Consider the following 12,380-nt stretch of genomic DNA (forward strand, 5'->3'; position numbering starts at 1 on the left):
ATAGAAACAGAAGCCACTGGAGCACCTCAAAAACACCATCATACACTAAATCAGTAAGTTGGCAGCATCACCGGCGAGCCGATGAAAATAGGTTATTTACCAGATTCCTTTGGCATGTCCGGGCAACTGCCGCATATCTACAATGGATTTGGCATTACCCGCACCATGTTCTGGCGCGGATGTTCGGAGCGCCACGGTACTGATAAAACCGAGTTTTTGTGGCAAAGCAGTGACGGTAGCGAAGTGACGGCGCAGGTGCTGCCGCTGGGCTACGCCATCGGTAAGTACTTACCTGCCGACGAAAACGGATTACGTAAACGCCTCGACAGTTATTTTGACGTGCTGGAAAAAGCGTCTGTAACCAAAGAGATTTTGCTGCCGAATGGGCATGACCAGATGCCATTGCAGCAAAATATCTTCGAAGTGATGGATAAGCTACGTGAGATCTACCCTCAACGTAAGTTTGTGATGAGCCGCTTTGAAGAGGTATTTGAGAAGATCGAAGCGCAGCGAGATAATCTGGCAACCCTGAAAGGGGAATTTATTGATGGCAAATATATGCGCGTGCATCGCACCATCGGTTCTACGCGTATGGATATCAAAATTGCCCACGCGCGTATTGAAAATAAGATTGTTAATCTGCTGGAACCGCTGGCAACGCTGGCCTGGACGTTGGGTTTTGAATACCACCACGGCTTGCTGGAGAAAATGTGGAAAGAGATCTTAAAAAATCATGCCCACGACAGTATCGGTTGTTGTTGCAGTGACAAAGTTCATCGCGAAATTGTCGCCCGCTTCGAACTGGCTGAAGACATGGCGGATAATCTGCTGCGTTTCTACATGCGCAAAATTGCCGATAACATGCCACAGAGTGATGCCGACAAACTCGTGCTGTTTAACCTGATGCCCTGGCCGCGGGAAGAAGTTATTAACACCACTGTGCGGCTGCGCGCCAGCCAGTTTAATCTACGAGACGATCGCGGTCAGCCTGTACCGTATTTTATTCGCCATGCCCGTGAGATCGATCCTGGTCTAATCGATCGGCAAATTGTTCATTATGGCAATTATGATCCCTTTATGGAGTTTGATATTCAGATCAACCAGATTGTCCCTTCTATGGGCTATCGCACGCTTTATATTGAAGCGAATCAGCCTGGCAACGTGATTGCGGCAAAAAGTGACGCTGAAGGGATACTGGAAAATGCTTTCTGGCAAATTGCGCTCAATGAGGATGGTTCTCTGCAACTGGTAGATAAAGACAGCGGTGTGCGCTATGACCGGGTATTGCAAATTGAAGAAAGCTCTGATGATGGTGATGAATATGACTATTCACCCGCAAAAGAAGAGTGGGTAATTACCGCAGCGAACGCGAAACCGCAATGCGATATTATTCATGAAGCCTGGCAGAGCAGGGCTGTTATCCGCTATGACATGGCAGTGCCGCTCAATTTGTCAGAACGCAGCGCCCGGCAATCCACTGGCAGAGTAGGGGGGGTGTTGGTTGTCACTCTTAGTCATAACAGCAGGCGTATTGATGTGGATATCAACCTTGATAACCAGGCTGACGATCATCGCCTTCGTGTCCTGGTCCCTACACCTTTTAACACCGACAGTGTTCTGGCAGATACGCAGTTTGGTTCGCTAACGCGCCCCGTGAACGACAGTGCAATGAACAACTGGCAGCAAGAAGGCTGGAAAGAAGCGCCGGTTCCGGTATGGAATATGCTCAACTATGTTGCCTTACAGGAAGGGCGTAACGGCATGGCTGTCTTTAGCGAAGGGTTACGTGAATTTGAAGTCATCGGTGAAGAGAAGAAAACCTTTGCCATTACGTTGCTGCGTGGCGTGGGCTTACTGGGCAAAGAAGATCTGCTTTTAAGGCCTGGGCGGCCTTCGGGAATTAAAATGCCAGTCCCGGACTCACAACTACGTGGTCTGCTTTCTTGTCGCCTAAGTTTATTGAGTTATACCGGTACGCCAACCGCCGCTGGTGTAGCTCAGCAGGCGCGAGCATGGCTGACTCCAGTACAGTGTTACAACAAAATCCCATGGGATGCGATGAAGCTCAACAAAGCCGGATTCAACGTGCCGGAAAGTTATAGTTTGTTGAAAATGCCCCCAGTGGGATGCCTGATAAGCGCACTTAAGAAAGCTGAAGACCGACAAGAAGTGATTTTACGGCTGTTTAATCCGGCTGAATCAGCAACCTGTGATGCGACTGTTGCTTTCAGTCGCGAGGTGATTTCTTGCTCAGAAACGATGATGGATGAACACATTACCACCGAGGAAAATCAAGGTTCAAATCTATCGGGGCCTTTTTTACCCGGCCAGTCACGGACGTTCAGTTACCGGCTTGCCTGAATAGCAATCAAACCGAAGCCACATATGCGCGGCCAGATTGTTGACAAAGGGCGCTTTGTTCATGCCGGATACGGCATGAACGCTTTATTCGGTCTACAAAAGCAGGCAAATTCAATATATTGCAGAGATGATGTAGACACTGGCAAGCGTAGCGCATCAGGTAATTTTGCGTTTATCTTCACTCTCAAGCCACGTATATGTGGCTTTATTTTTAACAAAATAATAACCCTGGGTGAGTTAATTATAATATAATTATAAGTTAATTAAATGTTAATATTGGCGGGGTGGATTTATGCCTTTATTAGTAATCCTGAAACTCTGCGTCGTATTAGCCAGTGACCAAAAAAAGAATTAAGGTCAACCGTGCTGTTTTTGCTTCGTCTCTTTTTATCTTTAATTGCCAACCGAAACTAATTTCAGCCTTATAACTCACACATTTTAAACATAAATGTCACTAAAGTTACCTTATTGAAACATGATTAACATAATTTGTAGGAATTGATATTTATCAATGTATAAGTCTTGGAAATGGGCATCAAAAAGAGATAAATTGTTCTCGATCAAATTGGCTGAAAGGCGGTAATTTAGCTATAAATTGATCACCGTCGAAAAATGCAAATTTGCTTCAACAAAAACCTGTTTATTGTAAGGATTTTGCGGCGTAATATATACGTGGGATCAATTTGAGTTTTTATTAACATGTTTGCAACCTTTCTTTACGCCGTTTTTGTGTGCATTCACATGGTATGATGAAAGTGTTCAAACAAATTTCTATTGGGGCATGCGTGTGACCCTTTCTAACGGGGTTCACTCTCGGAGTCTTCATGCGATGAGCAAGGAGTCATGATGTTAGATATAGTCGAACTGTCGCGCTTACAGTTTGCCTTGACCGCGATGTACCACTTCCTTTTTGTGCCACTGACGCTCGGTATGGCGTTCCTGCTGGCCATTATGGAAACGGTCTACGTCCTCTCCGGCAAACAGATTTATAAAGATATGACCAAGTTCTGGGGCAAGTTGTTTGGTATCAACTTCGCTCTGGGTGTGGCTACCGGTCTGACCATGGAGTTCCAGTTCGGGACTAACTGGTCTTACTATTCCCACTATGTAGGGGATATCTTCGGTGCGCCGCTGGCAATCGAAGGTCTGATGGCCTTCTTCCTCGAATCCACCTTTGTAGGTCTGTTCTTCTTCGGTTGGGATCGTCTGGGTAAAGTTCAGCATATGTGTGTCACCTGGCTGGTGGCGCTCGGTTCAAACCTGTCCGCACTGTGGATTCTGGTTGCGAACGGCTGGATGCAAAACCCAATCGCGTCCGATTTCAACTTTGAAACTATGCGTATGGAGATGGTGAGCTTCTCCGAGCTGGTGCTTAACCCGGTTGCTCAGGTGAAATTCGTTCACACTGTAGCGTCTGGTTATGTGACTGGCGCGATGTTCATCCTCGGTATCAGCGCATGGTATATGCTGAAAGGTCGTGACTTCGCCTTCGCTAAACGCTCCTTTGCTATCGCTGCCAGCTTCGGTATGGCTGCTGTTCTGTCTGTTATTGTTCTGGGTGATGAATCCGGCTACGAAATGGGCGACGTGCAGAAAACCAAACTGGCTGCTATTGAAGCCGAGTGGGAAACGCAACCTGCGCCTGCTGCCTTTACTCTGTTCGGCATTCCTGATCAGGAAGAGGAGACGAACAAATTTGCGATTCAGATCCCTTACGCACTGGGCATCATTGCAACGCGTTCCGTGGATACCCCGGTTATCGGCCTGAAAGAGCTGATGGTGCAGCATGAAGAACGCATTCGTAACGGGATGAAGGCGTACTCTCTGCTCGAACAATTGCGTTCTGGTTCTACCGACCAGGCGGTTCGTGACCAGTTCAATAGCATGAAGAAAGACCTCGGTTACGGTCTGCTGCTGAAACGCTATACGCCAAACGTGGCTGATGCGACTGAAGCGCAGATTCAACAGGCAACCAAAGACTCCATCCCGCGTGTAGCGCCGCTATACTTTGCGTTCCGTATCATGGTGGCGTGTGGCTTCCTGCTTCTGGCAATCATCGCGCTCTCTTTCTGGAGTGTCATCCGCAACCGCATTGGCGAGAAAAAATGGCTTCTGCGCGCCGCGCTGTACGGTATTCCGCTGCCGTGGATTGCTGTAGAAGCGGGCTGGTTCGTGGCTGAATATGGCCGCCAACCGTGGGCTATCGGTGAAGTGCTGCCGACAGCTGTGGCGAACTCGTCACTGACCGCAGGCGATCTCATCTTCTCAATGGTGCTGATTTGCGGCCTGTATACCCTGTTCCTGGTGGCAGAATTGTTCTTAATGTTCAAGTTTGCACGCCTCGGCCCAAGCAGCCTGAAAACCGGTCGCTATCACTTTGAGCAGTCTTCCACGACTACTCAGCCGGCACGCTAAGACAGGAGTCGTCAAATGATCGATTATGAAGTATTGCGTTTTATCTGGTGGCTGCTGGTTGGCGTTCTGCTGATTGGTTTTGCAGTCACTGACGGTTTCGACATGGGGGTGGGCATGCTCACCCGTTTCCTCGGTCGTAACGACACCGAGCGTCGAATTATGATTAACTCCATTGCACCACACTGGGACGGTAACCAGGTTTGGCTGATCACCGCGGGCGGCGCACTCTTTGCTGCCTGGCCGATGGTCTATGCCGCTGCGTTCTCCGGCTTCTATGTGGCGATGATCCTCGTGCTGGCGTCTTTGTTCTTCCGTCCGGTCGGTTTTGACTACCGCTCCAAGATTGAAGAAACCCGCTGGCGTAACATGTGGGACTGGGGCATCTTCATTGGTAGCTTCGTTCCGCCGCTGGTAATTGGTGTAGCGTTCGGTAACCTGTTGCAGGGCGTACCGTTCAACGTTGATGAATATCTGCGTCTGTACTACACCGGTAACTTCTTCCAGTTGCTTAACCCGTTCGGCCTGCTGGCAGGCGTGGTGAGCGTAGGGATGATCATTACTCAGGGCGCAACCTATCTGCAAATGCGTACCGTGGGCGAACTGCACCTGCGTACCCGTGCAACGGCTCAGGTGGCTGCGCTGGTGACACTGGTCTGTTTCGCACTGGCTGGCGTATGGGTGATGTACGGTATCGATGGTTATGTCGTGAAATCGACAATGGACCATTACGCAGCCTCTAACCCACTGAATAAAGAAGTGGTTCGTGAAGCTGGCGCATGGCTGGTTAACTTCAACAACACGCCAATTCTGTGGGCTATTCCGGCACTGGGTGTGGTTCTGCCGCTGCTGACCATCCTGACTGCACGTATGGATAAAGCCGCGTGGGCGTTTGTGTTCTCCTCCCTGACGCTGGCCTGCATCATCCTGACAGCCGGTATCGCAATGTTCCCGTTTGTGATGCCGTCCAGCACCATGATGAACGCAAGTCTGACAATGTGGGATGCAACTTCCAGCCAGCTGACGCTTAACGTCATGACCTGGGTTGCGGTGGTTCTGGTACCGATCATTCTGCTCTACACCGCCTGGTGTTACTGGAAAATGTTCGGTCGTATCACCAAAGAAGATATTGAACGTAACACCCACTCTCTGTACTAAGTAAGGAGCTAAAAATGTGGTATTTCGCATGGATTCTGGGAACGCTTCTTGCCTGTTCGTTTGGGGTAATCACCGCGCTGGCGCTTGAACACGTCGAATCAGGCAAAGCCGGTCAAGAAGACATCTGATGAGTAAGATTATCGCGACTTTGTATGCGGTAATGGACAAGCGCCCCCTGCGGGCGCTTTCCTTCGTGATGGCGCTTCTGTTAGCAGGATGTATGTTTTGGGACCCATCTCGTTTTGCCGCGAAGACCAGTGAACTGGAAATCTGGCATGGTTTATTGCTGATGTGGGCCGTCTGTGCTGGTGTGATTCACGGCGTGGGCTTTCGTCCGCAGAAGGTTCTTTGGCAAGGGATTTTTTGCCCATTGCTTGCCGATATTGTTCTCATTGTCGGGCTGATTTTCTTCTTCTTTTAAATCAGAATTCTCTTTAAAAAATTATGGGCCGCTCCAGGCCCATAAATTTTTACGCTCCCTTAACTTGCCCTCATTCCCAAACCTCAATCGCGCGCGTATAGTAGCAGCGTTTAAAAGCTCTAACTTTTGTTGCATTACCGGGATGTAAAGTGAATACAACGCTGTTTCGATGGCCGGTTCGCGTCTACTATGAAGATACCGATGCCGGTGGTGTGGTGTACCACGCCAGTTACGTCGCTTTTTATGAAAGAGCACGCACAGAGATGCTGCGTCATCATCACTTCAGTCAGCAGGCGCTGATGGCTGAACGCGTTGCCTTTGTGGTACGTAAAATGACGGTGGAATATTACGCACCTGCGCGGCTCGACGATATGCTCGAAATACAGACTGAAATAACATCAATGCGTGGCACCTCTTTGGTTTTCACGCAACGTATTGTCAACGCCGAGAATACTTTGCTGAATGAAGCAGAGGTTCTGGTTGTTTGCGTTGACCCACTCAAAATGAAGCCTCGTGCGCTTCCCAAGTCTATTGTCGCGGAGTTTAAGCAGTGACTGACATGAATATCCTTGATTTGTTCCTGAAGGCTAGCCTTCTGGTTAAACTTATCATGTTGATTTTGATTGGTTTTTCAATCGCATCTTGGGCCATTATTATCCAGCGGACCCGTATTCTTAACGCAGCGGCGCGCGAAGCCGAAGCGTTTGAAGATAAATTCTGGTCTGGAATCGAACTCTCTCGCCTCTATCAAGAGAGCCAGGGGAAACGGGATAATCTGACTGGTTCGGAACAAATCTTTTACAGCGGGTTCAAAGAGTTTGTGCGCCTGCATCGTGCCAATAGCCATGCGCCGGAAGCCGTAGTGGAAGGGGCGTCGCGTGCTATGCGTATCTCCATGAACCGTGAACTTGAAAATCTGGAAACGCACATTCCGTTCCTCGGTACGGTTGGCTCCATCAGCCCGTATATTGGTCTGTTTGGTACGGTCTGGGGGATCATGCACGCCTTTATCGCCCTCGGGGCGGTAAAACAAGCAACACTGCAAATGGTTGCGCCCGGTATCGCAGAAGCGTTGATTGCGACTGCAATTGGTCTGTTTGCCGCTATCCCGGCAGTTATGGCCTACAACCGCCTCAACCAGCGCGTAAACAAACTGGAACTGAATTACGACAACTTTATGGAAGAGTTTACCGCGATTCTGCACCGCCAGGCGTTTACCGTTAGCGAGAGCAACAAGGGGTAAGCCATGGCCAGAGCGCGTGGACGAGGTCGTCGCGATCTCAAGTCCGAAATCAACATTGTACCGTTGCTGGACGTACTGCTGGTGCTGTTGCTGATCTTTATGGCGACAGCGCCCATCATCACCCAGAGCGTGGAGGTCGATCTGCCAGACGCTACTGAATCACAGGCGGTGAGCAGTAACGATAATCCGCCAGTGATTGTTGAAGTGTCTGGTATTGGTCAGTACACCGTGGTGGTTGAGAAAGATCGCCTGGAGCGTTTACCACCAGAGCAGGTGGTGGCGGAAGTGTCCAGCCGTTTCAAGGCCAACCCGAAAACGGTCTTTCTGATCGGTGGCGCAAAAGATGTGCCTTACGATGAAATAATTAAAGCACTGAACTTGTTACATAGTGCGGGTGTGAAATCGGTTGGTTTAATGACGCAGCCTATCTAAACATCTGCGTTTCCCTTGCTTGAAAGAGAGCGGGTAACAGGCGAACAGTTTTTGGAAACCGAGAGTGTCAAAGGCAACCGAACAAAACGACAAGCTCAAGCGGGCGATAATTATTTCAGCAGTGCTGCATGTCATCTTATTTGCGGCGCTGATCTGGAGTTCGTTCGATGAGAATATAGAAGCTTCAGCCGGAGGCGGCGGTGGTTCGTCCATCGACGCTGTCATGGTTGATTCAGGTGCGGTAGTTGAGCAGTACAAACGCATGCAAAGCCAGGAATCAAGCGCGAAGCGTTCTGATGAACAGCGCAAGATGAAGGAACAGCAGGCTGCTGAAGAACTGCGTGAGAAACAAGCGGCTGAACAGGAACGCCTGAAGCAACTTGAGAAAGAGCGGTTAGCGGCTCAGGAGCAGAAAAAGCAGGCTGAAGAAGCCGCAAAACAGGCCGAGTTAAAGCAGAAGCAAGCTGAAGAGGCGGCAGCGAAAGCGGCGGCAGATGCTAAAGCGAAGGCCGAAGCAGATGCTAAAGCTGCGGAAGAAGCAGCGAAGAAAGCGGCTGCAGACGCAAAGAAAAAAGCAGAAGCAGAAGCCGCCAAAGCCGCAGCCGAAGCGCAGAAAAAAGCCGAGGCAGCCGCTGCGGCACTGAAGAAGAAAGCGGAAGCGGCAGAAGCAGCTGCAGCTGAAGCAAGAAAGAAAGCGGCAACTGAAGCTGCTGAAAAAGCCAAAGCAGAAGCTGAGAAGAAAGCGGCTGCTGAAAAGGCTGCAGCTGATAAGAAAGCGGCAGCAGAGAAAGCTGCAGCCGACAAAAAAGCAGCAGAAAAAGCGGCTGCTGAAAAGGCAGCAGCTGATAAGAAAGCAGCGGCAGAAAAAGCCGCCGCAGACAAAAAAGCGGCAGCGGCAAAAGCTGCAGCTGAAAAAGCCGCTGCAGCAAAAGCGGCCGCAGAGGCAGATGATATTTTCGGTGAGCTAAGCTCTGGTAAGAATGCACCGAAAACGGGGGGAGGGGCGAAAGGGAACAATGCTTCGCCTGCCGGGAGTGGTAATACTAAAAACAATGGCGCATCAGGGGCCGATATCAATAACTATGCCGGGCAGATTAAATCTGCTATCGAAAGTAAGTTCTATGACGCATCGTCCTATGCAGGCAAAACCTGTACGCTGCGCATAAAACTGGCACCCGATGGTATGTTACTGGATATCAAACCTGAAGGTGGCGATCCCGCACTTTGTCAGGCTGCGTTGGCAGCAGCTAAACTTGCGAAGATCCCGAAACCACCAAGCCAGGCAGTATATGAAGTGTTCAAAAACGCGCCATTGGACTTCAAACCGTAATCGCGATGTTGACTGTTCGGACGGTCAACATCAGGCACCGGTTGCCACGGGGTTCTGGTAGTTTTGTGTATTTTAGTTTGTTAACATTCTGCTAAATTATCGTGGGCCATCGGTCCAGATAAGGGAGATATGATGAAGCAGGCATTACGAGTAGCATTTGGTTTTCTCATACTGTGGGCATCAGTTCTGCATGCTGAAGTCCGCATTGTGATCGACAGCGGTGTAGATTCCGGTCGTCCTATTGGTGTTGTTCCTTTCCAGTGGGCGGGGCCTGGTGCGGCACCTGAAGATATTGGCGGCATCGTTGCTGCTGACTTGCGTAACAGCGGTAAATTTAATCCGTTAGATCGCGCTCGTCTGCCACAGCAGCCGGGTAGTGCGCAGGAAGTACAACCAGCTGCATGGTCCGCACTGGGCATTGACGCTGTAGTTGTCGGTCAGGTCACTCCGAATCCGGATGGTTCTTACAATGTTGCTTATCAACTTGTTGACACTGGCGGCGCACCGGGTACTGTACTTGCTCAGAACTCGTACAAAGTGAACAAGCAGTGGCTGCGTTATGCTGGTCATACCGCCAGTGATGAAGTGTTTGAAAAACTGACCGGCATTAAAGGTGCGTTCCGTACTCGTATTGCCTACGTTGTTCAGACCAACGGCGGTCAGTTCCCGTATGAACTGCGCGTATCTGACTATGACGGTTACAACCAGTTTGTCGTTCACCGTTCACCGCAGCCGCTGATGTCTCCGGCGTGGTCACCAGACGGTTCTAAACTGGCTTATGTGACCTTCGAAAGCGGTCGTTCCGCGCTGGTTATTCAGACGCTGGCAAATGGCGCTGTACGTCAGGTGGCTTCATTCCCGCGTCACAACGGTGCACCTGCATTCTCGCCAGACGGCAGCAAACTGGCATTCGCCTTGTCGAAAACCGGTAGTCTGAACCTGTACGTAATGGATTTGGCTTCTGGTCAGATCCGCCAGGTGACTGATGGTCGCAGTAACAATACCGAACCGACCTGGTTCCCGGATAGCCAGAACCTGGCATTTACTTCTGACCAGGCCGGTCGTCCGCAGGTTTATAAAGTGAATATCAACGGCGGTGCGCCACAACGTATTACCTGGGAAGGTTCGCAGAACCAGGATGCGGATGTCAGCAGCGACGGTAAATTTATGGTAATGGTCAGCTCCAATGGTGGGCAGCAGCACATTGCCAAACAAGATCTGGCAACGGGAGGCGTACAAGTTCTGTCGTCCACGTTCCTGGATGAAACGCCAAGTCTGGCACCTAACGGCACTATGGTAATCTACAGCTCTTCTCAGGGGATGGGATCCGTGCTGAATTTGGTTTCTACAGATGGGCGTTTCAAAGCGCGTCTTCCGGCAACTGATGGACAGGTCAAATTCCCTGCCTGGTCGCCGTATCTGTGATAATAATTAATTGAATAGTAAAGGAATCATTGAAATGCAACTGAACAAAGTGCTGAAAGGGCTGATGATTGCTCTGCCTGTTATGGCAATTGCGGCATGTTCTTCCAACAAGAACGCCAGCAATGACGGCAGCGAAGGCATGCTGGGTGCCGGCACTGGTATGGATGCGAACGGCGGCAACGGCAACATGTCTTCCGAAGAGCAGGCTCGTCTGCAAATGCAACAGCTGCAGCAGAACAACATCGTTTACTTCGATCTGGACAAGTACGATATCCGTTCTGACTTCGCTCAAATGCTGGATGCACATGCAAACTTCCTGCGTAGCAACCCGTCTTACAAAGTCACCGTAGAAGGTCACGCGGACGAACGTGGTACTCCGGAATACAACATCTCCCTGGGTGAACGTCGTGCGAACGCCGTTAAGATGTACCTGCAGGGTAAAGGCGTTTCTGCAGACCAGATCTCCATCGTTTCTTACGGTAAAGAAAAACCTGCAGTACTGGGTCATGACGAAGCGGCATACTCCAAAAACCGTCGTGCGGTACTGGTTTACTAAGAGAATTGCATGAGCAGTAACTTCAGACATCAACTATTGAGTCTGTCGTTACTGGTTGGTATAGCGGCCCCCTGGGCCGCTTTTGCTCAGGCACCAATCAGTAGTGTCGGCTCAGGCTCGGTCGAAGACCGCGTCACTCAACTTGAGCGTATTTCTAATGCTCACAGCCAGCTTTTAACCCAACTCCAGCAACAACTTTCTGATAATCAATCCGATATTGATTCCCTGCGTGGTCAGATTCAGGAAAATCAGTATCAACTGAATCAGGTCGTGGAGCGGCAAAAGCAGATCCTGTTGCAGATCGACAGCCTCAGCAGCGGTGGTGCAGCGGCGCAATCAACCAGCAGCGATCAAAGCGGTGCGGCGGCATCAACGACGCCGACAGCTGATGCTGGTACTGCGAATGCTGGCGCGCCGGTGAAAAGCGGCGATGCAAACACGGATTACAATGCAGCTATTGCGCTGGTGCAGGATAAATCCCGCCAGGATGACGCAATGGTGGCATTTCAGAATTTCATCAAAAATTACCCTGATTCAACTTACCTGCCAAACGCCAATTATTGGCTGGGTCAGTTAAACTACAACAAGGGTAAAAAAGATGATGCGGCGTACTATTTTGCTTCGGTAGTGAAAAACTATCCGAAGTCACCAAAGGCTGCTGATGCGATGTTTAAAGTCGGCGTCATCATGCAGGACAAAGGTGACACCGCAAAAGCGAAAGCCGTATACCAGCAGGTTATCAGTAAATACCCTGGTACTGATGGCGCTAAACAGGCACAAAAACGTCTGAACGCGATGTAATGCATAACACACGACCAGAAGTCGCATTATTTCTGGTCGTGTCGTGCGAATCATAAGCAGTTGAGTGATCTGCATCGAAATTTTTGTTGCGCTCAAGTCTGAAATCAGTAATATATGCCGCCGTTGCCACGGGATATCAAACAAACCGAAAGCAACGAAAAAGTGGGTCGTTAGCTCAGTTGGTAGAGCAGTTGACTTTTAATCAATTGGTCGCAGGTTCGAATCCTGCACGACCCACCAA

At 50.0% G+C, this 12,380-nt stretch carries 12 protein-coding genes, 1 tRNA gene and 1 pseudogene; all 14 read left to right on the plus strand.

Going from position 1 to position 12,380, the window contains the following annotated elements:
* Nucleotides 1-72 precede the first annotated feature (72 nt).
* Nucleotides 73-2,361 (plus strand): annotated as a pseudogene (gene mngB / locus RTW80_RS21140) (mannosylglycerate hydrolase); the annotation flags it as partial.
* 24 nt (nt 2,362-2,385) lie between these two features.
* Nucleotides 2,386-2,613, plus strand: a complete 228-nt coding sequence (locus tag RTW80_RS21145) for a hypothetical protein (protein ID WP_001324497.1) — start codon at nt 2,386-2,388, stop codon at nt 2,611-2,613.
* Nucleotides 2,614-3,207: 594 nt separating this feature from the next.
* Nucleotides 3,208-4,776, plus strand: a complete 1,569-nt coding sequence (gene cydA / locus RTW80_RS21150) for a cytochrome ubiquinol oxidase subunit I (RefSeq protein WP_000884361.1) — start codon at nt 3,208-3,210, stop codon at nt 4,774-4,776.
* 15 nt (nt 4,777-4,791) lie between these two features.
* Entirely contained in the window at nt 4,792-5,931 is a 1,140-nt protein-coding gene (gene cydB, locus RTW80_RS21155; RefSeq protein ID WP_000568275.1) for a cytochrome d ubiquinol oxidase subunit II, read from the plus strand.
* A 14-nt stretch (nt 5,932-5,945) separates the two neighbouring features.
* Nucleotides 5,946-6,059 carry a cytochrome bd-I oxidase subunit CydX gene (gene cydX, locus RTW80_RS21160; RefSeq protein WP_000270282.1) on the plus strand — a complete coding sequence of 38 codons (114 nt, stop codon included), beginning with the start codon at nt 5,946-5,948 and terminating at the stop codon, nt 6,057-6,059.
* On the plus strand, nt 6,059-6,352 hold the full coding sequence (gene ybgE, locus RTW80_RS21165) for a cyd operon protein YbgE (protein WP_000034602.1): 294 nt from the start codon (nt 6,059-6,061) through the stop codon (nt 6,350-6,352). Before cydX ends, ybgE begins: the two co-directional genes overlap by 1 nt.
* A 149-nt stretch (nt 6,353-6,501) precedes the next feature.
* Nucleotides 6,502-6,906 carry a tol-pal system-associated acyl-CoA thioesterase gene (gene ybgC, locus RTW80_RS21170; RefSeq protein WP_001098384.1) on the plus strand — a complete coding sequence of 135 codons (405 nt, stop codon included), beginning with the start codon at nt 6,502-6,504 and terminating at the stop codon, nt 6,904-6,906.
* Entirely contained in the window at nt 6,903-7,595 is a 693-nt protein-coding gene (gene tolQ / locus RTW80_RS21175; protein WP_000131314.1) for a Tol-Pal system protein TolQ, read from the plus strand. The genes ybgC and tolQ overlap by 4 nt, the downstream gene beginning before the upstream one ends.
* 3 nt (nt 7,596-7,598) lie before the next feature.
* Nucleotides 7,599-8,027: a colicin uptake protein TolR gene (gene tolR / locus RTW80_RS21180; protein WP_000090097.1), complete on the plus strand. Its 429-nt coding sequence runs from the start codon at nt 7,599-7,601 to the stop codon at nt 8,025-8,027.
* A 64-nt stretch (nt 8,028-8,091) separates the two neighbouring features.
* A complete protein-coding gene (gene tolA, locus RTW80_RS21185; RefSeq protein ID WP_000030637.1) occupies nt 8,092-9,357 on the plus strand; it encodes a cell envelope integrity protein TolA in 1,266 nt (421 codons plus the stop codon).
* Between the two features lie 132 nt (nt 9,358-9,489).
* A complete protein-coding gene (tolB, locus tag RTW80_RS21190) occupies nt 9,490-10,782 on the plus strand; it encodes a Tol-Pal system beta propeller repeat protein TolB (protein WP_001295307.1) in 1,293 nt (430 codons plus the stop codon).
* 34 nt (nt 10,783-10,816) lie between these two features.
* Nucleotides 10,817-11,338: a peptidoglycan-associated lipoprotein Pal gene (pal, locus tag RTW80_RS21195; RefSeq protein ID WP_001295306.1), complete on the plus strand. Its 522-nt coding sequence runs from the start codon at nt 10,817-10,819 to the stop codon at nt 11,336-11,338.
* Nucleotides 11,339-11,347: 9 nt separating this feature from the next.
* Nucleotides 11,348-12,139: a cell division protein CpoB gene (gene cpoB / locus RTW80_RS21200; protein WP_000097580.1), complete on the plus strand. Its 792-nt coding sequence runs from the start codon at nt 11,348-11,350 to the stop codon at nt 12,137-12,139.
* A 164-nt stretch (nt 12,140-12,303) separates the two neighbouring features.
* Nucleotides 12,304-12,379, plus strand: a tRNA-Lys gene (locus RTW80_RS21205).
* Nucleotide 12,380: the final 1 nt, after the last annotated feature.

The sequence above is a fragment of the Escherichia sp. AM3 genome (assembly GCF_032029835.1).
Classification (GTDB): domain Bacteria; phylum Pseudomonadota; class Gammaproteobacteria; order Enterobacterales; family Enterobacteriaceae; genus Escherichia; species Escherichia coli.

What these genes read in the sequence shown, in the direction of transcription:
- RTW80_RS21145 (WP_001324497.1), top strand. Translation starts at nt 2,386, where the DNA reads ATGCGCGGCCAGATTGTTGACAAAGGGCGCTTTGTTCATGCCGGATAC.
- cydA (WP_000884361.1), top strand. Translation starts at nt 3,208, where the DNA reads ATGTTAGATATAGTCGAACTGTCGCGCTTACAGTTTGCCTTGACCGCG.
- cydB (WP_000568275.1), top strand. Translation starts at nt 4,792, where the DNA reads ATGATCGATTATGAAGTATTGCGTTTTATCTGGTGGCTGCTGGTTGGC.
- cydX (WP_000270282.1), top strand. Translation starts at nt 5,946, where the DNA reads ATGTGGTATTTCGCATGGATTCTGGGAACGCTTCTTGCCTGTTCGTTT.
- ybgE (WP_000034602.1), top strand. Translation starts at nt 6,059, where the DNA reads ATGAGTAAGATTATCGCGACTTTGTATGCGGTAATGGACAAGCGCCCC.
- tolR (WP_000090097.1), top strand. Translation starts at nt 7,599, where the DNA reads ATGGCCAGAGCGCGTGGACGAGGTCGTCGCGATCTCAAGTCCGAAATC.
- tolB (WP_001295307.1), top strand. Translation starts at nt 9,490, where the DNA reads ATGAAGCAGGCATTACGAGTAGCATTTGGTTTTCTCATACTGTGGGCA.
- pal (WP_001295306.1), top strand. Translation starts at nt 10,817, where the DNA reads ATGCAACTGAACAAAGTGCTGAAAGGGCTGATGATTGCTCTGCCTGTT.
- cpoB (WP_000097580.1), top strand. Translation starts at nt 11,348, where the DNA reads ATGAGCAGTAACTTCAGACATCAACTATTGAGTCTGTCGTTACTGGTT.